General features: G+C 68.8%; 20 protein-coding genes and 2 pseudogenes. 16 read left to right on the top strand and 6 right to left on the bottom strand.

Annotation, left to right across the window (positions count from 1 at the left end):
- Positions 1–251 precede the first annotated feature (251 nt).
- The 6 genes and pseudogenes from OG927_RS35595 to OG927_RS35625 all read left to right on the top strand — a co-directional run bounded on the left by OG927_RS35595 (position 252) and on the right by OG927_RS35625 (position 4,796).
- On the top strand, positions 252–1,160 hold the full coding sequence (locus tag OG927_RS35595; protein WP_330321613.1) for an alpha/beta fold hydrolase: 909 nt from the start codon (positions 252–254) through the stop codon (positions 1,158–1,160).
- 32 nt (positions 1,161–1,192) lie between these two features.
- Positions 1,193–2,086: a Vgb family protein gene (locus tag OG927_RS35600; RefSeq protein ID WP_056792621.1), complete on the top strand. Its 894-nt coding sequence runs from the start codon at positions 1,193–1,195 to the stop codon at positions 2,084–2,086.
- Between the two features lie 316 nt (positions 2,087–2,402).
- Positions 2,403–2,837 carry a DUF6892 domain-containing protein gene (locus tag OG927_RS35610; protein ID WP_056792622.1) on the top strand — a complete coding sequence of 145 codons (435 nt, stop codon included), beginning with the start codon at positions 2,403–2,405 and terminating at the stop codon, positions 2,835–2,837.
- A gap of 164 nt (positions 2,838–3,001) precedes the next feature.
- A pseudogene (locus OG927_RS35615) lies at positions 3,002–3,331 on the top strand (HNH endonuclease); the annotation flags it as partial.
- A gap of 240 nt (positions 3,332–3,571) precedes the next feature.
- Positions 3,572–4,351, top strand: coding sequence for a hypothetical protein (locus tag OG927_RS35620; RefSeq protein WP_199862912.1), 780 nt, complete (start codon positions 3,572–3,574; stop codon positions 4,349–4,351).
- Positions 4,344–4,796 (top strand): GntR family transcriptional regulator, encoded by a 453-nt coding sequence (locus tag OG927_RS35625; RefSeq protein ID WP_056792624.1) that lies wholly within the window; start codon positions 4,344–4,346, stop codon positions 4,794–4,796. Before OG927_RS35620 ends, OG927_RS35625 begins: the two co-directional genes overlap by 8 nt.
- 436 nt (positions 4,797–5,232) lie before the next feature.
- Here the strand turns inward: OG927_RS35625 and OG927_RS35630 are convergent, their stop codons facing one another.
- Positions 5,233–6,462 carry a hypothetical protein gene (locus tag OG927_RS35630; protein WP_242424511.1) on the bottom strand — a complete coding sequence of 410 codons (1,230 nt, stop codon included), beginning with the start codon at positions 6,460–6,462 and terminating at the stop codon, positions 5,233–5,235.
- A 482-nt stretch (positions 6,463–6,944) separates the two neighbouring features.
- Between OG927_RS35630 and OG927_RS35635 the strand changes: the two genes are divergently transcribed.
- The 6 genes and pseudogenes from OG927_RS35635 (at position 6,945) to OG927_RS35660 (ending at position 12,529) form a co-directional block, all read left to right on the top strand.
- Positions 6,945–8,204 carry a TfuA-like protein gene (locus OG927_RS35635; RefSeq protein WP_079100764.1) on the top strand — a complete coding sequence of 420 codons (1,260 nt, stop codon included), beginning with the start codon at positions 6,945–6,947 and terminating at the stop codon, positions 8,202–8,204.
- Positions 8,194–9,335 (top strand): annotated as a pseudogene (locus OG927_RS35640) (YcaO-like family protein). The gene OG927_RS35635 and the pseudogene OG927_RS35640 overlap by 11 nt, the downstream one beginning before the upstream one ends.
- On the top strand, positions 9,332–10,210 hold the full coding sequence (locus tag OG927_RS35645) for a class I SAM-dependent methyltransferase (RefSeq protein WP_056792627.1): 879 nt from the start codon (positions 9,332–9,334) through the stop codon (positions 10,208–10,210). Before OG927_RS35640 ends, OG927_RS35645 begins: the two are co-directional and overlap by 4 nt.
- Positions 10,207–11,217 carry an NAD(P)H-dependent glycerol-3-phosphate dehydrogenase gene (locus OG927_RS35650; RefSeq protein ID WP_056792628.1) on the top strand — a complete coding sequence of 337 codons (1,011 nt, stop codon included), beginning with the start codon at positions 10,207–10,209 and terminating at the stop codon, positions 11,215–11,217. Before OG927_RS35645 ends, OG927_RS35650 begins: the two co-directional genes overlap by 4 nt.
- A 171-nt stretch (positions 11,218–11,388) precedes the next feature.
- Positions 11,389–11,688, top strand: a complete 300-nt coding sequence (locus OG927_RS35655) for a hypothetical protein (RefSeq protein ID WP_242424513.1) — start codon at positions 11,389–11,391, stop codon at positions 11,686–11,688.
- The gene (locus OG927_RS35660; RefSeq protein ID WP_056792629.1) at positions 11,675–12,529 is read left to right on the top strand and encodes a hypothetical protein; all 855 of its coding nucleotides are present in this window, start codon (positions 11,675–11,677) and stop codon (positions 12,527–12,529) included. Before OG927_RS35655 ends, OG927_RS35660 begins: the two co-directional genes overlap by 14 nt.
- A 321-nt stretch (positions 12,530–12,850) precedes the next feature.
- On the opposite strand, the gene OG927_RS35665 is transcribed toward OG927_RS35660, so the two are convergent.
- Positions 12,851–13,717, bottom strand: a complete 867-nt coding sequence (locus OG927_RS35665; RefSeq protein WP_056792630.1) for an NAD(P)H-binding protein — start codon at positions 13,715–13,717, stop codon at positions 12,851–12,853.
- Positions 13,714–14,160 (bottom strand): nuclear transport factor 2 family protein, encoded by a 447-nt coding sequence (locus OG927_RS35670; protein ID WP_056792631.1) that lies wholly within the window; start codon positions 14,158–14,160, stop codon positions 13,714–13,716. The genes OG927_RS35665 and OG927_RS35670 overlap by 4 nt, the downstream gene beginning before the upstream one ends.
- 135 nt (positions 14,161–14,295) lie before the next feature.
- Here OG927_RS35670 and OG927_RS35675 point away from each other — a divergent pair, with 135 nt between their 5' ends.
- The 4 genes from OG927_RS35675 to OG927_RS35690 all read left to right on the top strand — a co-directional run bounded on the left by OG927_RS35675 (position 14,296) and on the right by OG927_RS35690 (position 17,672).
- Positions 14,296–15,141, top strand: a complete 846-nt coding sequence (locus OG927_RS35675) for a helix-turn-helix transcriptional regulator (protein WP_056792632.1) — start codon at positions 14,296–14,298, stop codon at positions 15,139–15,141.
- Positions 15,142–15,340: 199 nt separating this feature from the next.
- Positions 15,341–15,652 (top strand): hypothetical protein, encoded by a 312-nt coding sequence (locus OG927_RS35680; RefSeq protein ID WP_330321614.1) that lies wholly within the window; start codon positions 15,341–15,343, stop codon positions 15,650–15,652.
- A 25-nt stretch (positions 15,653–15,677) separates the two neighbouring features.
- The gene (locus OG927_RS35685) at positions 15,678–16,769 is read left to right on the top strand and encodes an IS630 family transposase (RefSeq protein WP_330321381.1); all 1,092 of its coding nucleotides are present in this window, start codon (positions 15,678–15,680) and stop codon (positions 16,767–16,769) included.
- Between the two features lie 480 nt (positions 16,770–17,249).
- The gene (locus tag OG927_RS35690; RefSeq protein ID WP_330321380.1) at positions 17,250–17,672 is read left to right on the top strand and encodes an SdpI family protein; all 423 of its coding nucleotides are present in this window, start codon (positions 17,250–17,252) and stop codon (positions 17,670–17,672) included.
- Between the two features lie 349 nt (positions 17,673–18,021).
- Here the strand turns inward: OG927_RS35690 and OG927_RS35695 are convergent, their stop codons facing one another.
- The 3 genes from OG927_RS35695 to OG927_RS35705 form a co-directional block, all read right to left on the bottom strand.
- Positions 18,022–18,990, bottom strand: a complete 969-nt coding sequence (locus tag OG927_RS35695; RefSeq protein WP_330321284.1) for an ATP-binding protein — start codon at positions 18,988–18,990, stop codon at positions 18,022–18,024.
- Positions 18,991–19,064: 74 nt separating this feature from the next.
- A complete protein-coding gene (locus OG927_RS35700) occupies positions 19,065–21,170 on the bottom strand; it encodes a Mu transposase C-terminal domain-containing protein (protein WP_056791389.1) in 2,106 nt (701 codons plus the stop codon).
- Entirely contained in the window at positions 21,167–21,931 is a 765-nt protein-coding gene (locus tag OG927_RS35705) for a TnsA-like heteromeric transposase endonuclease subunit (protein WP_056791393.1), read from the bottom strand. Before OG927_RS35705 ends, OG927_RS35700 begins: the two co-directional genes overlap by 4 nt.
- Between the last annotated feature and the right edge of the window lie 69 nt (positions 21,932–22,000).

The raw sequence follows: 22,000 nt of genomic DNA on the forward strand, positions 1-22,000 counted from the left end.
GTCACTGGTTCGATCGTCACATCTGTCCCGCCCTTCCAGCCCTGCCGCAGTACGACTCGCCGCGGCGGCCGGAGCGCCCCGCCGCAGGTCGCGGTGATCACCGTAGGGGCTCCGCCGCAGTAAATCCGGTATTTGCTGCGAAAGTTGCGTTGTCCGCTCGCCGGCGCGGTCTCAAGGAATTCTCACCCCGCCCTGACTCCCTGTGAGAAAAGTAGTTGCACTGGCTGTCTTCTCACAGGCAGGGTGCGGTGGTGACCGGAACAGAGATCGAACTCCCCGTCGTGGATGGGGTCCTATCCGGTGTGGACTTCGGCGGTCACGGTGAGGGCGTGCTGCTTGTCCACGGCAGCGGACACAACGCTGCGGCCTGGACGGATGTGGCGTCCCAGCTGGTGAGCGAGTGCCATCCGATTGCCCTCGACCTGCGTGGCCATGGGCAGACCCGGCTCGACTCCACCAATCCCGAGCAGTACTGGCGAGACATCGGCAGCGTCGTCACCGCGCTGGCCTGGGACCGCCCCGTGCTGGTCGGCCATTCCACCGGCGGGTACGCGGTGACGGCCGCCACTGCCTGTGGACTTGTGGAACCGGCCGCCCTCTGCATCGTGGACGGCATAGTGCTCGATGACCGTAACGCGTCAATCGCCGAGCATGCTGACGTGCGGACTACCGAGGCGGCGGACCGCTTACGGACGATGTTCCGCTACGGCTGGAAAGCCGATGACGACCAGATGCACGCCTATGTCGAGCAGTGCGTGCGGGAGGCCGGAGGCGACTGGCTCAACGCCGGAGCACGGCCCGGACTTGTCGAGGAGGTTGCGCGGCGCTCCTTCATGCGCTGCGGCCACTGGTGGGTACGGCGGCCCGCCATCGAGGAGGTCGCGACTGTCACTGCCGTGGAGCCCGACGCAGAAGTCTTCCCAGCCGTCGATGTGTACGCCCGCGTCACCTGTCCGATGACGATCGTGCTGGCCGAGGATGGCTTTTACGCCTCCCGGCGCGACGAGGTGCGTGCTGTCGTCGATGCCGTCCCTGGCCGTCGGCTGATCGACATCAGCTCGAACCACAACGTCCCCATGACCCGGCCCGCTGACCTCGCTGCGATCATCCTCAACCTGGTGCGAGACCGAGCTGCGACATCGACCAGGAATGTCGATTGATCCTCACCCCACCACCCCTGCAAGGAGTTGCTGTGCACCATTCTGATGCCCCGGCCACCAGGGAGATCTCCGTGGCGGACAAGGGTGCGGGGCCTTACGGCATCGCGGCCGGACCTGACGGTGCGCTGTGGCTCACCCTCGCGCACAGTGGCCGCATCGCGCGTCTCACCCTCGACGGCGAACTCAATGAATACCCCCTGGACTCGTCTGAGTGTCGCCCTACGGTCATTACTCCCGGGCCCGACGGAGCACTGTGGTTCACCCGGTCCCAGGACCACCGGATCGGCCGCGTCACCGCCGACGGCGAAAGGGAGTCCTTCCCCACTCCGACGCCCGACAGCGGACCCTTCGGCATCACTGCCGGTCCAGACGGTGCGGTGTGGTTCACGGAGATGAACACCGACCGTATCGGCCGCATCACCTGCAAGGGAGAGATCACCGAGTTCGCCCTTCCCCGTAAGGGCGCCTATCCCTCGGCAATCACCGCAGGCCCTGATGGTGCCCTGTGGTTCACCCTCAACCAGGCGAACGCAATCGGCCGCATCACTGTCCATGGGGATATCGTCATACACCCACTCCCCACCCCCAGCGCCGCACCCGTGGGCATCACCAGTGACGGCGCCGCCTTGTGGTTCGTTGAGATCGCAGCGGGCCAGATCGGCAGGATCTCGGTGGACGGCGGGATCAAGGAGTTCCCGCTCCCTGACCGCACGGCCAAACCCCACGCCATCGTCGCGGCGTCCACCGGGGACTGCTGGTTCACCGAATGGGGAGCCAACCGCATTGGCCACATCACCGATAGCGGCGAGATCGCCGAGTACAGCCTGCCGTCACCGTCGTCCGAGCCGCACGGCATCACCATAGGTTCCGACGGCGCTCTGTGGGTGGCCCTTGAGACGGGAGGGGTCGCGCGGTTGGAACTGTAGCTCGGGACGGAGAACCACCCAGGTCCTGCTCCGTCTCGCCCGACAACGCGCCAACGTTCCTTTCGCGGCGCTCCGGGACGGAACCTGCTACAAACTCCAGCCAGGTCGCGGCGAGTGTTGCGACAGTAGCGGTCAGAGCGAGACTGATCCGCAGGCCGTGCCCGAAGCCGGCAGGGGCCAAGATCAGGGCGCCGAAGACAGCCACGGCCAGCGCGCCTCCGACCGGGCTACCCGGCCCGCTCCGCAGCCACCGCACTGAGCCCGGCCAGGGCCAAGGGCTCGGATCTGTGTCGTACCTCCGTGGTACTCATGTTCTATGAGCCAGTTCCGCGACTTCAATCTCAAACTACTCGTCATCGAGGAGCTCATGTACGGCCCCGAGCCCCTCCTCCCGGTCTACGACCTGCCCACACGGCTGGCCGAGCGAGGGATCGGTGACCCTGCCTCCTACGTCCTGGAAAACGGCCTTCACGCGGAGGTGCTTCCGGAGTCCCGGACCCATTTCGAGACCTTGGAGATCCCGGCCGAGCTGCTCGCCCACGTCGAGGAGTTGTGCTTCGACGCCGGAGCGGACGTCTTCCGGCACTGCGCCCCTGCCTGGGACGGAGAGGACGACCTGTTCGACGTCCGCTCGCTCGACGACATCGCCCTGCTGCCCAACCTGCGGGAGGTCACCTTCGTGGAGGACGGCGTCCTGGCCGTGCCAGACGCGGCGGACGTCTTTGCCGCGCACGGCGTCGACACCGACTGAGCCCCGGCACCCGTTCGTCGCTGGCCGTCGAAGGCCGAGGGCCGGCCCATACCGCGTGAGACAGCGCCGCTACTCGATCAGCTCCCGTAGATCCCTTACAGAACTGCCCCCTTCAGGCAGTGTGACGCTGTTGAGCTCGGCTTCCCCTCAATCACTGCCACACCGCAGCCGCTTGGGAATATCGCGCTTCTCGAATGACGCTTCCTGCCAGCTGGTGCCTCGCGTGGACGGCAGTCCGCCGTGAGGCGTACGCCAACGATCAAGGCGCGGCGGCCTCGCTCGTCGCAGTGACCGCCTGTACGAACCGTCAGGAATCGGATCAGGATCCGGCCGAGTGGCTGCCGCCGTCCCTGGACGCACGGTGTCGGTACGCGGGGGATCGGGTGGCCACGAAGCTGCGCTGGCAGCTGACTGCGGACGCCACCGAGCACGAGGCACCCAAGGTGTTCGCCGAAGGCCCCTCCGAGGACACCATCGTCGCCTACACACCCGCCCCTGACCGCTTCCCGGCATCACGGTTCCGTCGCCGTTGGGCCCGCCGGTGCCACGCAAAGGTCGCGGCCAGGGCGAAGGGCCCGCGGGCCGTAGGGCGTCCCCATCCTCGCGCCGGCGGCAACTCCCCTTGTGTCAGCGGCTCCCTTTACAACGCCTTGTATCGAGCAATTGACACAAGATGCCGACCAGGGCATCTTGTACTCACTACTTAATACAAGATGATCTGGGGGGATCTCTCTATGCTCGACACCGTCCCGCTCCAGTCCCGGTTCCTCGACCACGCCGACTACTACGCCCGCTGGTCCGGCCTGGCTACCGGCATCGTCGCCGCACAGCAGTTGGCCACCATGGAGAGCGGCGACATCACGATGCCCCTCGTGTTCGCCATCACCGCTTTCGGCCTGTGCGCGGTGGGCGGCGTCCTGCTCGGCGACGCCCTGACCCTGCGTCCACAGGAAGCAGTACGCACCGCGAGTGTCGCCCCGCGCCTGGTCAGAAACCAAGTGCCGCCCCTCATGGCACCCCTGCTTCTCCTGCAGGCGGCATCCCTCGGAAGCATGCTGGTGATCGGTGCGGTCACGGCCTCCTCCGACCCCTACCAGATAGGCAGAGCGGGACATGTCATCACCGTCACCTGCGACGGGATGCGCACATACCTCGGCCCCTGGCCCGGCCTGTACTACAGCGGCCCGATGCTCGCCGCCCTCGCGGTCGGAACCCCCGTCTGCGTCTGGGCCCTGCGCCGCATCACCCACGGCCCGGGCAACAACCAGCAACGCCGCGACCGCGCGTGGGCGATCACCGGAGCCTGGGGGCTGCTGGTGTCGAGTCAGGTGCTGCTCGTCGTCCTGATGATCCTCGTCGCGCTCACGGAGAAGGGCTGCGCCGGCCAGCTGGGAGCCGCCACCATCGTGGTGATTTGCCCCCTGGGCCTGCTCAGTCTCTTCACCTTTGGATGGTCCCTTCTCACCGTGATTGCGCCCCGGGCGGTCGACGACGAGGCAGCCCACAATGCATGACCCCGCCGTCCGCGTCGACACCACCAGCCAGGCGCCGCCGTACGAGCAGATCCGCGCCCAATTGGCCGCGCTGATCCGCACCGGTCGGCTGACCGAGGGCGAGCGCCTGCCGACCGTACGCCAGCTCGCCACCGACCTCGGCCTAGCGCCGGGCACCGTGGCTCGCGCCTATCGCGAGCTCGAGTCCGCCAAGCTGATCCGCACTCGCCGTGGCGCGGGTACCCGGGTCGCAGCTCTCCCACCCGAGCCGTACCCGCACGATGCTGACCAACTCAACACTCTGGCACGAGACTTCACCTCCACCGCTCGTGCGCTTGGCGCCGACACCGAAGACATCCTGACCGCCGTCCGCGACGCCCTGAGCCCGCCTCCTCTGCCGCCACCGCCGACAACGGAGCGGATGGCCCCAAGACGGCCGAGGCGCCAGAGCAAGCCACAAACCTGAGCAGCAGGCGCGAGTAGCAGACGACGGCCGTCTGCCCCTGGCGCAGACTGCTCCGCCGCGGTATCCGGCCCTGGTTCGAGCTGTGAGCGTCGACGCTTCGGACGCCGAGCTGGTGCGGGTCGCCGAGTCGGTCGCGCGCCCGCTCGTCGACCCGCCTACGGAAACGTGCACGACATCGCCTCTACGACTACGCGGACAACTCCCACGCAGACCTAGATCATGAACGACTGCTACCGAAACCCGTGAACATTTCGCTGCCGCCCTCGCTGCTCGGGGCCTCCCGAACAGCTGTCACAACGCTGCCGTCTCTCGTGAACAGAGCCATGAGGGAAAAGTGAAGACACCGAGATTGTTCCGTGATGAGGCGTGCGACCTACGGCGCATCGCAGCTCAGGGCAGAGCGACACCGTCCCGGTAACTGAGCTCGAGTCTCGGCTCAGGCGGCCAAGACATCGCGCAGCTCGTGCACGGCGCGCTCGTCGTGACGCCGGCCGGGGATCGAGTGGTAGAGGTCCGTCGCGCGGTGGCGCACGAGGCCGCTGCGGTAGGCATCGGGAAGAGTGGTCAGCACCGTGACGATGCGCCGGCAGGCCTCCTCGGTATCACCGTCCTGGTGAGTACAGGTGGCAGCGTCGATGGTGAGCAACGCCCGGGTCATGGTGCTGGTCGGCGCGGATAGCTCCAGTGCCCTCTGCTGGCTTTCGCGGGCACGCCGGGTGTCGCCGAGCGCGGTGAGTGCGTGGGACAGATGGACGTGGTGTTTCTGCTCGCTGTGGGTGAGCCATGTGTCGGCGCGAGCGCTGGCATCGAGGCGTTCCATGAGGGCGTCGGCGGCCGTGAGCGCCTCGTGGGCTTGGTCTTGCTGGTGGGAAAGGGCGTAGGCGCGGGCGGCGACTGCGGCTGCCAGAGTCGCGGCCGCCGTCGGCTGGCTTCCGGCGGCGTGCCGTGCCTGCTCGGCCAGCAGTGCCGCGGCCTGTGGGGCGCCGTAGTTGATCGGCACCATCGCTTCGCGGGCCAGGACCCAGGCGTGCAGCTGGCGGTCGCCGGATTCCTGGGCGGCCCTGGAGGCCGTCGCGAACCACTTTCTGGCCTCTTTGCGGGTGCCGAGGTCGTGCAGGACGATCGCGATCATCCCCGCCATCTGCCCGGCGGTGCGGCAGACCCGGATGCGGGCGGCGACCGGCTGGGGGCTGTCGAGATGGGGCCGGAGCTCGGCGAAATCGCTGACGAGATCGGCGAGGAACCGGGTCGGGACCTGCCCGTGGTAACCGTAGCCGTAGGCCTCGGCAGCTGCCTCGAGGTCGGACAGATCAGCCGGGGCCGTATCAGCGGCCAGAGCGAGGTCCAGTGACTGGCGGGTCTCGCGCAGTGCGGTGAGGGCGGTGGTCGTGAGACCGGCTGCGAGGGCGCCACGCAGGACCTGGCGGCGGTTCATCGGGTCATCTCCATCGTCGGCCTCCGGGTGCGGTCTTGGGGAGCTGTATTCCCAGGGTCGCGCAGCAAGCCCCAGAAAGGCACCGGGAATCCGAAGTGCGTCCGCGATGCGCTCGGTCGCGTCCAGAGTGGTCACCGTCGCCTCCCCCCGGGCGACCTTGGCGACCCGCTCGGGCTTCATGCCGGCGGCTTCACCGATCCGGTAGAAGCTGACGCCGTGCTCGCGGGCCATGGAGAAGACGGTCGTGAAGTCACGGACCCGGGCGGCATGGGCGAACACCGGGTCGTTCAACACTCGGTCTGGAATCTGCGCTGGTGACGGACGTAAGTCGTCCACGAGTCCCCCTTCGCTCGCAGCGAGAGCACAGACGCTACCCCCATGACGGGCCCCCACGGCGGGCTTATCCACAGGTCCGGTTCCCGCTTCACTGGCGACTGCCAACAGCGCGCCGACCGGCCGCTGAACCCGCCTTCCGCAGGAGGTACTCCATGGAGTCCAAGTCCGCTACTGCCGCCGCCAGCATCCCGGCGTCGACCGACGAGGCCAACGAGCTCACCGGACCCGTGGTGGTCGCTGTCGATGTGGAGGACGAGGAGTAGCACTCCCTCCTTCCGCGTCCTGATCCCCGGGGATGCCCGCCCCTCTCCTCGTGCCCAGCTGGGCTGTGGGGGAGAGGCGGGCGTTTCTCTCGCACCGGCCGTCTGGAGACCGCAGTGATCCACGTATTCGTCGGGCCGACGCTGTCACGGTCCGAACCGCAGCTGTCCGCACCGGGTATCCGGCGCTGGCCCCCGGCACGGCACGGGGACCTGTTCCACGCCACGATCCGCGACGACGACACCGTCGTACTCATCGACGGGGTGTACCACCAGGCCCCGGCCCTGCGGCATAAGGAAATCCTCGCCGCGATGGGCCGGGGTGTGCACGTCATCGGAGCGGCCAGCATCGGCGCGCTGCGGGCCGCCGAACTCGCACCGTACGGAATGCTCGGCGTCGGCTCCGTCTACGCCGCCTACCACCGCGGCGACATCACCGCCGACGACGAAGTAGCCGTCGGCCAAGCTCCCGACGGGCAGTGGGAGGCCTTGACCTGGCCGCTGGTCAACCTCCGCAGCGTGCTCCGGCTGGCGCAGGAGGCCGGCATCCTCGACAGCGCCCGGGCGCACGAACTGCTGGAGGCGCTGCGCGCGGTCTACTACCCCCAGCGCACCACAGCCGCGGTTCGGGCCGTCAGCCGCTGGCAGGGCGAGAGCTCGTTCGCCCGGTGGCTGGCCGAACAGATCGATCGGGATCCGCACTTCGGTGACGTCAAACGCGTTGACGCCTTGGCCGCCGTACAGACCGCCCTCTCCGGCAGGCCGCTCCCGGTCGGTGCCCGGCCGGCACGGGCTGTGTGGGACACCACGTACTACCGGCGCTGGTCCAACGCCTGGGCGCACGAGAGGGTCGACGGACTGCACCTGTCCACCGAGGGCCGCCTCGTCTACCAGCAGGTCTTCGATCCGGCCTTCCGGGAAACGTGGGCGGCCTACCTCGAACACCGCTCCCTGCACCCCGCCCACGGCCCGGGCCTGCCGCTGACGGTGCGGCTGGCCCAGGTTGCCGGAAACACCCTGCCCGCCGACCGCGTGTTCCACCCAAGCATCGACCTCCGCGACAAGCAGACTGCGGCCCTGCTTCTGGCCGGCGAGACCCCACAGGACCGACAAGCCGTCGCCCGGTACGCCGCCGTCCTCGAACAGGCGCGCCGCACACGGCCCGGGTTCTCCACGGCAGCGGCACGCGACGGCCTCACCCGGCAGCTCCTGCTGCGGGTGTGGAAGTGCCCCGAGCAGTACTTCGACGCGGAGGCCTCCGCACGCGGGCTGGTCTGCGGGGCACACGCCGTTGCGGCCGCCAAGCCCCTCGTCCCCGGCCTTCTGGACGAGATGAGCGAGTCGGCCGCGAAGAGGGAGACAGCTGATGCGCACTGACGACGTGCTTGTCCTGCCGGGCACGGTGCGTGCCCGGAGCGCAGAGCAGACCTGGGAGGCCGTGGCCGGGCATCTGCCGCACTACGGCATCACCCGCGTCGCTGACCTGACCGGACTGGACTGCATCGGGCTCCCGGTCTGGACGGCGATCCGCCCCGCCTCCCACACCCTCAGCACGTCCCAGGGAAAGGGGGCCACCAGCCTGCTCGCGAAACTCTCCGCGGTCATGGAGGGGATCGAGCTGTGGCACACCGAGCAGCCGCTCCCCATTGCGGCCCGCGGTCCGGCAACAGAGGTGGCCCCCAACTGCCCAGTGGCCGCCCTGCCACTGACCGTTCCCCACCCCAACTACACGCTGGCCAGGATGGTGTGGGACTGGACGCCGGGCATCGGCCTGGCCAGCGGGGAAGAGGTCCTCGTGCCGGTCGACGTGGTCCGCCGCCGGACGCAGCGACCCGAGTGGAACCCGGATCTGATTCGCGCGACCAGCACCGGCCTCGCGTGTGGGAACACCAGGGACGAAGCCCTGCTGCACGGCCTGTACGAGGTGATGGAACGCGACGTGCTCTACCGGGACGGTCTCAACGGTGGCAGGAACCGCACCCTCATCGACCCCGCAACCGTCGACGACCCGCACAGCCAGGAGGTGGTCGACCGGCTGACGGCCGCAGGCATGATGCTCGAGATGGCGCTCGTGGACGGTCCGTACGGCCTGCCGGTGTGCGTGGCCTACCTCTGGGCGGACGACCACCCGGTCGTCTTCGCCGGCGGCGGCTGCCACAGCAGTCCCACGATCGCCCTGACCCGTGCGCTGACAGAAGCCGCACAATCGCGGCTGACGGCCATCGCCGGAACGCGCGACGACCTCCCCAGCGACACCGCCAGCTTCGACACCCCGTTCCATCCACCGCAGGCCACCGGCCTCGTGCCTGGAAACAGGCTGCATCCCGACTCGCCCCGCCTGCCCCGACCTTCACCGAGCGCCGAGCCGACGTGGTCCGCAGGGTCACCGGAGTCACTGGGCATGAACCCGTGGCCCTGGAGCTGTCAGCCCTCGACGCACCGGTCCACGCCGTGCAGGTCCTGTGCCCCGGCACCCACTCGCGGATCCGGAGGTCGATGCCACGATGAACACCACCCCACCCCCGGCACCCGCCCCCGCGCTGCCGAGTCCCGCCCAGTACGACGCCTTCCACACCGCCCGTGCCCGCACCGACCTCGTCGCCCGGATGTACGCCGCGGCGATGGGCGCCGACTACCCCTTCGAGATCGGCGCTTCGAGCTCCTGCGACTGGCCCCTGCTGGGACTCATCACCAGCCGGCTGAGCATGCGACCGGGACAGCTCCTCGTCGATGCCGGCTGCGGTACCGGCGGCATCGGCCTCTGGCTGGCCCGTGCCCTGGCCCTGCGCCTGGACGGCTTCGACCTCTCCCCGGTCGCCGTCACCCAGGCCACCGCCCGCCGCCCCCACTTCCTCGGCAGCAACACTGCCCGCGCCACCTTCCGCGTCGCCGACTTGCAGAACACCTCCCTGCCCACCTCCGCCGCCCACAGCATCGTCTGCATCGACGCTCTCGGCCGCACGAGGGACCGCGACCAAGCGGTGGCCGAGCTCGGCCGCGTCCTGGCCCCGGGCGGCCGGCTCGTGATGACCCGCTCCCTGCGCCGAGACGCCACCCCCACGTGGGTCGAGCAGGCCGCAGCAGCCGGACTCATCGTGGAGCACGTGGACGAACGCCCCGGCGAGCCCGCCATGTGGGAGCGCCTCTACAGCCTCTGGATCACCCACGCCGACGAGCTGCGTCGCGAGCTGGGGGACGCACCGGCGCGGAGCATGCTGGCGGAGGCCGAACACGTGCTGCCCGCACTGCCCGGCCGACGGGCCGTCCTGCTGACCCTGTACCGCCACGCGACCGCCCCTGATCAGGCCCGTACCGCCGATAGGATGGCCAGGCCCGACCGCCACGGCGGCAGGCACACGCCCGACGAGAGGACCCCGCAGTGAGCCAGCCCCGAAGCCGTGCGGCCGTGTTCTCAGCAGGGTCCTGGGGTACCGCAGTCGCCAAGATCATGGCCGATGCCGGCACCGACGTCACCGTCCACGCCCGCCGTAGCGAGATCGCCGACGGCATCAACGCCACGCACCGCAACCCCGGCTACTTCCCCGACATCGAACTACCCGCCACCCTCACGGCAACCACCGACCCCGCCACCGCACTGGACGGCGCGAACTACCTCGTGCTGTCCATCCCTGCCCAGTCACTGCGCACCAGCCTTGCCGCATGGGCGCCGCTCATCGGACCGGACACAGTGATCATGTCGCTGATGAAGGGCATCGAACTGGGCAGCGGCCTGCGCGCGAGCCAGGTCATCACAGAGGTGACCGGCGTCAGTGAGGAACGCATGGCGGTGCTGTCGGGCCCGAACCTGGGCCGGGAGATCATGGCCGGTCAGCCCGCCGCCGCGACGGTCGCCTGCCGCGACGAGGACACCGCACGCCGACTTCAGCAGGCCTGCCACACCCCGTACTTCCGGCCCTACACCAGCACCGATGTGACCGGCTGCGAGCTCGGCGGCGCAGTGAAGAACGTCATCGCCCTCGCCGTCGGCATCGCCTCCGGCATGGGCCTGGGCGACAACGCCTCCGCCATGCTCATCACCCGCGGCCTCGCGGAAACCACCCGCCTCGCCGCCGCCATGGGCGCCCACCCTGGCACGCTCGCCGGCCTGGCCGGGCTCGGCGACCTCGTTGCCACCTGCTCCTCCCCGCTCTCCCGCAACCGCACCTTCGGCACCCACCTCGGCCAAGGCATGAGCGTCGAGCAGGCAACTGCCGCCACCCGCACCACCACCGAGGGCGTCAAGAGCGCTGAGGCGATCCTCGCCCTGGCCCGCGCCCACGACGTCGAAATGCCCATCACCGAAGTGATGTCGGACCTGCTCCACGACAAGATCAGCCTTGGTCAAGCCACGGCCGCGCTGATGCAGCGGCCCCCCAAGCCCGAGCGCTGACCCCCAGGCCGCCCGGTTCACCGGTGCTGCCACACCACCCTTCACCGTGCGTCCCGGTGACCTCCACCCCGTCGGAGGCGTTGACCGGTGCGGTGACCTTCCCGCCCGGAGGTTGGCACCCATGCCCCAGTTCGTGCTGCCCGCTGCCCAGAGCGCCCTCACCCTCGCCGCATGGATGATCACCGGCTTCACCCGCCTGCCCGGACGCTGGTTCCGCTGGAAGATGTTCTGCCAGGCCAACTTCACCGTCATACGCTCACCGGCACCACAACGGACGGACACACCGAGCCGGTCAATGTCTACGACCACCTCTCACCAGGATCCTTCATCCTCGGACCACCCCAGCTGCAGGCCATCATCAACTACCTGATCAGCAGCGGCCGCTACGCACGCCTCGACGGCCACGGCCGACTGCTCAATGCCCAGGGGGAGCACCACATCGAGGTGAGGGACAGCCATGTGGTTCTTTGACAGCATCGCCTCCGGCTTCCAGCACCCCACCGACCCCGGCCGCCTCCAGCTGTTCCGCATCGTCTTCGCCACCGTGCTGACCCTGCGCTTCGCCCTGTCCTTCGGCCACAGCGGCTGGGATCGCTTCACCCCCGAATCGCTCAGCACCCACATCGCCGAACAGTGCCTCGGCACCACCCCGGCACGCATCCTGGCCCGCTCCTACCGGCCCGCACTGATCATCCGCACCGTCGCCGCCGTCACCCTCGCCGCAGGCCTCCAGCCCCGCCTGTCCCTCGTCCTGGTCCTGGCCGGCGCCGCCATGGAGCTCCTCTACCTGAAGAGCCCGAACGCCGTGCGCTTCACCCTGCTGACCGGCACGTGCCTCCTCCTGGCCGGCGACCTCGGCCACGGCCTCCACATCGAGCACCAGCCCAGCACCGCCAACACCTGGGCGCAGTGCCTCCTCGTCCTGATCACCGCCGACATCTACTGGAACAGCGCCTGGCAGAAAATCCGCTCGCCCCAGTTCCGCACCGGCCTCTTCCTCGCCCAGTGGATCCACGTCTACGACCAGGTCAGAGACCGACTGCCCCACCGTCGCCAGCACGCCGTCCCCGGCTTCGTCCGCCACCACACCGGCAACCTCACTCACCAGGACATCCGCTTCTGGCGCCTGGCCTCAGCTGCTGCCATCGCGGCGGAGATCGCCCTGCCCCCAGCGCTCCTGATCCCGCAGACGATGCCGTACGCAGTGGCAGCCGGCATCGCCATGCACGCCGCGTTCACCTGCCTCAAGCCCCGACAACTCATCACCTTCTCCGGCCTTACCACTGGCACCTACCTCACCTTCACTACCTGATCCCCTGCCGGGCAATGGACGGCGACCGCCCTCCTCGGTGCACCAATGCCACCGAGGAGGAGTGCTCCGGCTGGATCTCCCGCGCCCGCTAACCACGCTGGACCATGTGCTGGAAGACACCCTTGACGGCCTTCGACATCACCTTCGACGGCCAGCTCTCCGCAGCACGTCAGTAACCCGCAACAACTCGAGTTGCACCGCTCGTTTGTTTGACAGACCCCTTCAGTTGGCCAGTTGATCTGGCGGGTTGAGCACGATGGGCGGCCGAGCTCACGAGTTGGTCCAAGGAGGAGTTCCCGCCGGGGCCAGCACAGGTGTCGGTCAGCCCTCGGGTGTCCCGGCGTTCGCCCACTGGGGTGCGTGGTCCTGGACGAACTCGGCGAAGTCGCGGGGCGGGCAGCCGGTCAGGTCCAGCACCGCAGTGCTGATCTGGTCGTTCCGGCCGGTTTGGATACCGGCGTCGACGGCGGCGAGGGCGGTCGCGAAGGCGTCCGGCATGCCGGACGCACGGTAGGTGTCCGCCTGCTCAACGACCTCGACGGGCTCGATCCGGATCGGCCGGCCGGTGTGGATGGTGATGATCTGTGCCGCCTCCTGGTAATTCAGCGCCCTCGGCCCGGTGAGTAAGTAGTCACGCCGGTCGTCGGGGTGGCCGTCGGGTTGAGTCAGTAGCACGGCGGCCACCGCCGCAACGTCTCGAGCGTCGATCCAGCCCACCCGGCCGGTTCCGGCGGCGGTGCGGATCTCACCGCGTCGCCGGATCCGCTCACCCAGCGGGTGGGGGGCCAAGAAGTTCTGCATGAACCCGGAGGGGCGCAGCACCATCCATCCGGGCCGAGCCCGCACGTGCGCGGCCAGTTCCAGCGCGCTGGCGGCACCGGGCAGCACGATAGCGGAGCCGAGCAGCACCACCCGGCGCACGCCGAGGCGTTCGGCCTCGGCCAGGAACGGTTCGACAAGCGGCATCGGATCTGTGGTGTCCACCGGAGGCACCAGGTAGACCCGGTCCATCCCGTGCAACGCGGCCGGATGGGTGGCCGGATCGCTCCAGTCGAACCGAACCGCGTCCGGGGCGTCTGCCGGTGGGATGCGACTTGCCACCCGGACCGGCGCACCGTTATTGCGGAGCAGTTCGGCCAGGATGCTTCCCGTCTTCCCGGTGCCGCCGGTAATTAGGACGCCGGTCATCGGGTGGCCTGCGAGCGCAGCGAGCCGAGTAGTTCGGGCAGTGTGCCGGCCGCTGAGGCGGCCGCCAGAGGGTTCCAATAGTCCCGATAACGGGTGATCAGGCCCTGATGTGTGGTGAGCACCGTGATGTAGTCCAACTGGTACGGCTCATCGGTGGCCACCGTGCGGCCGCGCGCGGTGAACTCCACCACACTGGTGTCCGGCTGGTCCGTGTGGCGCACGGTGAGGGTCGGGATCGCCTGCACGTCCATCAGGTCCGGGTAGCCGGCCAGATAGCCCCGGACGGCCTCACGTCCGGTCAACCGTCTCGGTGATGCCCCTTCGGCGAAGGGGAACTCGGCGGTGCCGTAGTCCGCCCACAGATCGGCAACGGCATCCATATCTTTGGCCAGCAGCAGCTCCAGCAGCCGGCGAAAGACTTCTTCGGAAGTGCGTGGTGACACGGTGATTCTCCAGCGTTCTGTAGGACGTGTGACCGCCCCAGAGTGGGCGCACGAGGCAGTGCCGTGGAACGCACCAGTGAGCCCCGGACCACTGGTCCGTGGCTAAGCCGAGTGCCGTTGTGCCAACCTGGCCGGGTGAGCAGAGCAGAACTGGCTGATTTCCTGCGCCGTCGACGGGAGGCACTCCGCCCGACCCAAATGCCGGCCACGGCTATCCACCCGCCCGGCCTGCGTGCCCGCCGCACCCCTGGGCTGCGGCGGGAAGAGGTGGCCGCCCTGGCCGGGGTGTCCACGAGTTACTACGAGCGACTGGAGCAGGCCCGCGCGCCGCGTCCGTCGCCGCAGGTGCTGTCCGCGCTGGGCACGGCACTGCGCCTCACTGACCCAGAGCGTGAGCACCTGGCACGGCTGGCCGGGCAGATCCCGCCCAGCACGGACGCCGATCGCGCGCCGGCGCCTGCCGATGCACGCCGACTGCTGCATCGGCTCGGGCCGATTCCCGCCTATGTGATGAACGACCTGGAAGACATCGTGGCCTGGAACGCTGCGGCAGTCGCGTTGATCATCGACTTCGCGCAGTTGCCCGTCCACGAGCGCAACACCGTGCGCCTCGCCATTCGGCTGGGTGGCACCCTCTGCTCGGCACCCGTCGGCGCGGAAGGCGACTTCGCCCGGCAGTCCGCCGCCCACCTGCGCGCGGCCGGCGCCCGCCACCCGGCGGACCGTGCGCTGGGCGAGCTGGTCAACGAGTACGCCGCACACAACCCGGACTTTGTCGCCGGCTGGCGCAGCCACGACGTACACCCCCGTCCGACGCTGCGCAAACGCCTGCATCATCCCGAATTCGGCGAGCTGGAACTTGACCGTCAAACCCTGCTCATGCCCGGCACCAGCCTGCGGCTGGTGCTCTACACCGCAGATCCCGGCAGCCCGAGCGCCACGGCACTGGCCCAGCTGGGCCCTCCCGACGCGGCGCCGTGACCGCGGGACCAGGCCAGGTGGGGCGGCAAAGCCCTTAGCCTCGCCCTTTCATGAGTTTGGTGGGTCCAGACGTGGTGGACGTGCCGGAGTGCCCCTGACCTGGCCATTGCTCTCGCAAAAGGACTCACGAGCTGATCAGATGTGTTGCACCTGGCAGGTGCAGGGTGCCCTCGTTCCGGCGGATCCGCGAGGAAAGGGGGTGACCAAGAAGGGGCTCTCCTGCAAGGCTGCAGGCATGGAGAGCGAGTTGCTGGACGCAGAGGACTACGCTTCGGTTCTTCGGGCCACACAACTACTGTCCAGTCGCTACCTCCACGGCATGACACTGAACGCTCGCATGGAGGCGTGGGCGGAGTTCGTCGCGGACGTGGAAGAGGGCTTCGACACCATGTGGGCTTGGGAGTTCGACAACGACATGGCTCATCGCGACTGGCTCCACGATGCCTGGCCGATCCTGACCGAACGCGTCTGCCAGCTCCGTCAATCCGAGCTGGATGCGCTAGTGACCTGAGTCAGAGGTTTGGCGTTAGTTGGTTATGAGTCGTCCAGGGCCGAAGATTCCGCCGTTGTCACTGACCGATGCTCAGCGGGCTGTGCTGGAGGGCTGGGTGCGTCGGCGGACGACCGCGCAGGCGCTGGCTCAGCGGTCACGGATCGTGCTGGAGTGCGCGGACGGTCACTCGATCATGGAGGTGTCCCGTCGGCTGCGGGTTGCACCGGACACCGTCCGCACCTGGCGGCGGCGCTTCCTGGAGAACGGCCTGGACGGCTTGTGTGACGAGCCCAGGCCGGGTGTCCCGCGGAAGATTACCGACGCGGATGTGGAACGAGTGATCGTCAGAACGCTCGAGGAGACACCGAAGAACGCGACGCACTGGTCGACGCGCTCGATGGCCGCCGCGACGGGCATGTCGCAGTCGACGGTATCCAGGATCTGGCGTGCGTTCGCTCTGGCCCCGCACCGCTCGCAGACCTTCAAGCTCTCCACCGATCCGTTCTTCATCGACAAGGTCCGCGACGTCGTCGGCCTCTATCTCGACCCGCCGGAGAAGGCTCTGGTTCTCTGCGTGGACGAGAAGTCGCAGATCCAGGCCCTGGACCGGTCCCAGCCGGTCCTGCCGATGATGCCCGGGGTTCCCGAGCGCCGCAGCCACGACTACATCCGCGCCGGCACCACCACTCTCTTCGCCGCCCTGGAAGTCGCGACGGGCAAGGTGATCGGATCGCTCCACCGCCGCCACCGGGCCGTCGAGTTCAAGAAGTTCCTGGCCAAGCTCGACAGGGAAGTCCCGGCCGGCCTTCAGGTCCACCTGATCCTCGACAACTACGCGACGCACAAGACACCGGCGGTCAAGAAGTGGCTGCTGGCACACCCGCGCTTCCACCTGCACTTCACACCTACCAGCGCGTCGTGGCTGAACCTGGTCGAGCGGTGGTTCGCCGAACTCACACAGAAGAAACTCAAGCGCGGAGTACACCGCTCCGTCCAAGCCCTCGAACGCGACGTCCGGGCCTGGCTGGCCGACTGGAACGACCAACCCAGGCCCTTCATCTGGACCAAGTCGGCCGACGAAATCCTCGACAAAGTCGCCGCCTACTGCCACCGAATCTCTGACTCAGGTCACTAGGAGCCTATTGCCCTGTGTGCGGGCTCGATCAGGGATTCGATCCCTGGGGTTCCGACGGACTGACGCCGTCGTTCGCAATCTGCAGCTGCTGCTGCATCGAGTTCGGCTACGAGGACGCCTCGAATGCGGGGGTCATGACCGCGCGAGCTGCATGGAACGAGGCCGGCTGCCCTTGGCGCGGATCGGTAAGCGAACGTCCGGCGGGGTGGGATCCCCAGGTGCAACTGGTCGACAGCTTGAGGCTGTCGTAAGGCTGGGCCTCGGGCTGGACATCCGTTTCCGTGAATGCCTCTCACCCTCTTGAGGCCACATGTTCACGAATCGTTCGGCATCGGTGTTTTCGGGGTTCCTGGAAGTGCTTGAGTTGACCGGGTGATTCGAGCAGGAGTCTGTCGGCGATCGCACCTGCTGTCTCCCTCTCCTTCCTGACGCTATCGTCGGATTGTTGACGTTCCTCACGACCCGACAAGGAGTTGGACTATGGATAATCAGGTTACCCTCATCGTCACCGCAGTTGCCACGGGTGCAGGTCTCGTCGCGGCAGGTTGGCTACTTCTGCACCTCGCACGCCGCGCCGCCGCCGGCACGCTCAAGCGCAATCAGTTTGCCGGTATCCGCACGAGCGTGACGCTCTCCTCAGATGCCGCATGGCGCGCAGCGCACCTCGCCGCGGAGAAGGACAGCATCCGCGGCGCAAGGGGATTGATAGTCGGTGGAGTGCTTAGCGCGGTGAGCGGTCTCCTCGGCTTCATAGGGGTTCCGTTCTCGGCCGCGATGACGACGTTCACCGTCATCGCACTCGGATCAGCGGCATGGCTGCTCGTCTGGACTCTGAGAGGAGCGGCAGTAGGAAAGCGTGCTGCGATGCCGGTCGCTACGGAGACCTCGAACTCATCAGGCTAGCGGTAACACTATCTGGCGTGAATGGCCACCACGGGAAATACTGTTTGCGATTCTGGCGAGAGATTTCGCGAATTCTCGACAACGGCCACCTGTGGATTCGTGATCACCGAGGCGAACATTAACGCTGGGTGGGGGGTTTGTTGGTGTGTGGTGGGGCGGCTGGTCTGGGGTGTTGCTGGTTCGCTGAGAGGTGGAGTCGGCGGCTCGGGCGGGTAGGTGGGGGCTTCTGAGCTGGGGCTATGTGTTGTGCGTTGAGCGGGGCTGGGTGTGTTGTAGGTAGTTCTGGCGTGTATAGGCCCGGTTGGTGTTTGTGCTGGTCAGGGTTGTTTTGCCTGGCTGGCAGGTGGGCCTATCGGCCTCGGCGGGAGCGGTGTTGGGTTTCGGCGAGGTGGTCGAGGCGGATGGTGTCGAGGGTGGTTTTGGTGATGCGTTCGGTGCCGTCACTGATAGCGGTGATGGCGGCTTGGCGGATGAGTCTGGTGAGGGATCCGATGCGTCCTGCGGTGCGTTGGTGGAGGTAGGGGGCGTGGTGGGGGAGGGTGCCGGGTTTGTGCTGCTGGAGGTCGAGATGGTTTTCGATGTCGGTGATGACGTCGCGGAACGGGTGGCGGGTGCCGTGGCGGGCGGGTAGGGGGCCGCAGTCGACGAGGGTGGCGCGTCCGGCGAGTTGGGCGCCTCTCACGCCGGTAAACAGCGGGGTGTCAGTGACGTTGATGCCGGCGTAGACGAATGTCGCGGGGAGGCGTTCGCTGAGGTCTTTCAGAAGGTCGGCGGTTTGGGCGCCGGTGGTGGTGCGGGGGTTGAGGCGGTGGATCTCGTCGATCATCACGAGCTGCACGCCGGCTTGGGTGTAGGTGTGGCAGACGGCTTCGGTGATCTGGGTCTGGGTCATGCGCGCGGCCACGGGGATGCCGAGGTAGCGGGCGAATTCGGTGATGAGGGTTTTCGCGGTCGCGCCGGGCGGGACCAGAACATACGCGACGGGTACCGCAGCATGCGCTGATCCCGGTGGTGGCGGGTTTTTGCGGGTGTGGGCGAGGTGGCAGGTACGCCCGACGTTCAGGAGGGCCGTGGTTTTCCCTGCTGCGGCGGGTCCGGTGACGATCAGTGAGGGCCGTGCGGTGGTCTGCTGATGACGGCCGAGGATCATCAGGGTGCGGACTTGGATGGCCAGGGTGTGGATGGCGGGGGTGCGGATGGTGACGAAGCTGGAGTGGTAGGCCAGGCGTTCCTCTGTACTGCGGGGTGGGTCGCCGGGCCGGGGAGGGACGACGGGGTCGGTGGTCGCGAAGCGGTGCCAGCCCTGCCAGGTGGTCAGCGGCCACGACAGCTCGGCTCCGCCGCTGTCGCCGGGACCGCCTTGTGTGCTGCTCGCGCCTGGCGGGCTCGGGTTCACCACTTGTCGGCTTCCTCGTGTGCGTCGTAGAGCCCGAATCCGGCGGCCGGGGCGGGTCTGACGTCGTCGTCGGGCAGGTCGTCGAGGTCGTCGATGCTGTCGTCCTCGTCCAGCTGCGCCGGGCTGTCAGCGGGTGTTTCGGTGTGGTGGTCCCCGTCGCGGGCTGTGGGGAGAGGGAGGTGAGCGGTGCGGGCGAGGAGTGCCTGCTCCGTTGTGGTGGCGTGGCCGCTGTGGACGCGGCGCATGAGCTGGTCGAGGGAGTCGGCGAGGCTGGCTTCGTGCTGCTCGGTGTCACTGTGGTTGCCGTCAACGGCCTGGGTGCGGATGTGCTGCCAGGTGCGTTCGTCGAAGGGCCGGTGGACATGGTCGCGGTGGATCCACGGGATCTCGGTGAGTTCGCCGTCGGGGAGGCGGACCCAGATCTGGCGCACGTCGTGGGGGTTGTAGTGGATTTCCCATTTCCCGCCGCGGCCGGCGACGGGGGATGCCTGGCTGCGGTGCGGGGCGAGGAGGTCCGCGTCGTAGGTGCGGTGGTGGATGGTGATGCCGGCGGGGGTGATGGCCTGCCAGCGCACGGGGAGCAGTTCGAGGTAGTCGCGCCCGGTCAGCGGGACGGGTACATAGCCGGCGACGGCGAGGAGCGCGGCCCACATCTGGTTCGGGGTGAGGGCCTTCCTGGGCATCATCGGGTGGCGCAGCCCTTCGTGGGGCCGGTGGTGGTAGTGCACCAGCCATTCGTCGAGGAGGTCCTGGAGCTGGGTGACGCTGTAGCAGGCGTCTTTCTCGGTGTCGGGGCCGCGGCGGGTGACGTTGGATCCGGTGTAGCCGGGCAGGTGCTGGCAGAACAGGGCGTTGATGGAGCCGAAGGTGCGCTCGACGATGCCCTTGGCGGTGGGGGCGCGGGGCGGGGCGGGCTGGACGCTGATGCCGAGGCTCTCGCAGGCGGCGGTGAACGCCCGGGAGATGAAGACTTTGCCGCGGTCGACGACGATCGTCTCGGGCAGGACGACCGGCCGGGCCGCCGCACCGGCCAGACGCTCGTCCAGCGTGGCCAGCCGCTGGTGGGGGAGTGCGCGGGCGTGGTCCATGCGCAGGATGTCCGGCCAGGTTGGCCTGGCCGGGGGCGGGACCGCCATCTCCGCGAGCAGCAGGGCCGCGTCCACGGCTTTGGTCGCGCTGGGGCACAGCACGGCGGCGAGGATGGAGCGGGTGGCGACGTCGACGGCGATAGTCAGCTCGGGCCGGGCCAGGCGCCCGTCGTCGAAGAGGGCCAAGACGTCCAGGCGGGTGGTGTCGATCTGGACCTGCTCGCCCGGCCGCAGCGCCATGGCGGGAGTGAAAGCCCGCCCCTCGACACTCGCGGGCACCTGCCGCACCGGACCGCTGGGCAGTTCACCGGGGCGGGCGAGTGTGGTGACGAGCCGGTACAGCGTCGCCTGGGACGGCACGGGCACCGTACCGGGGCCGTGCTGATCTTCGAGGATCTGGTTGATGAGCGGGAACAGGCCGTTGATGGTGCCTTTGGAGCGCCCGCGCCGGCGGCGCAGTGCTTCACGGACGGCGGCGACGACCCGTTCGTCGGACCGCCCGGTGGGGCTGGAGGCACGAGTGGTGCGGTGGTCCAAGAGCCCCCACAGGCCCTGCTTGCGGTAAGCGAGCCGCATGCGCTGCACCGTGGTGCGCGACACCCGGCCGAAGCCCAGGGCGGTCAGCTCCTCGGCCTTGGCCTGTTCCCGCTCGGCCAGCGTGTGCCGCTCTGGGTCGTACTGCACCCGCACCGCTCCAGCGCTGCCGGGCCCGTCGGCAAGGCCGCATTCGACTTCCCGCACGTGCCGCTGCCAGGCCATGGCCTTCTCACGTGCCGCGGCGGGGGCGGTCTCGAACAGCCCCCACTGCGGGGCCGCCTGCGGCACTTCGGCCCCGATGACGCTGAAGCCGGGATCGGCGAACAGGTAACCGGCGAGCACCGCCTCGCCACCGCCGTCCGGGCCGACGAGGTGAATGGTCTGCCCGGACAGGGCGACCACCTGCCACTTCACACCGCGGAACCGGACCTGCGCCCCGACCGTCACCGATGGCCGGGCGTTGCGCCGCGCGGTCACCGGGCCCCTCCCGCCGTGCCCGGACGCGGGCCACTCCAGCCCGCGGGACCGACCAGGAGGCGTTCGTGGAGCGGCGCCTTTAGATCTGCCGTCACCCGGCCGTGCCACAGGGCGTGGAAGACCACCGGCAGGACCTCGATCGGGTCGCCGGCCGCTTCGACGCCCTCGATCAGCGGCCGCGGCCGCGCGAACGCCTCCACCACCGTGGGCGTCAGGCCGGGGCGGCCGGCGTTGCGGGGGTGGCGGTAGCCGGCCAGCCATTTCAGATTGGCGGCCAGGACGTCGTCGAGCGGCGCAAGACGCCGGTAGGCCCAGCCGATCTCCTCACACGCCGCGTTCACCGCTTCGGCGGCCTTCACCGCGCGGTCGCCGCCGGCCTCCAGGTGGCTGGGGCAGTCGGCCAGCAGACCCGTGCCGTCGCGGTACCGGGCGAACAGCTGCGGCACCCAGGAACGCACCCGGCCCCGCTCCTCGCGCCACAGCAGCCGCACCGGACGCCCCGCGAGCCCGGTCACATCGGGGTCGCGGTCCAGGACCATCAGCTGGGTGCGCATCGCGTTCGACCCGGCCGCCACGTGCCGCCCGGTGGTCGCCGACCACCACAGCCCCGGCCCCCAGCGGCGCCCAGGGATCACCGGGAACGCCGACACCGGTCGCAACTCCTCGAATCCCACGGTCATGGCGGCATCCGCCCACCGCTGCTGAACCGGCTGCCCCACCGGATCGAGGAACACCGCCTCGAAGCCGCTCCGACGATCCACGGCCGCTCGCCTTGCCCGGCCCCCGGGCCGGGCGGCCTCTCCTGTGCTGATCACCCGCGTCAGCCAAGC

The organism is Streptomyces clavifer (genome assembly GCF_036345975.1).
In the GTDB taxonomy this organism is placed as follows: Bacteria; Actinomycetota; Actinomycetes; order Streptomycetales; family Streptomycetaceae; genus Streptomyces; species Streptomyces clavifer.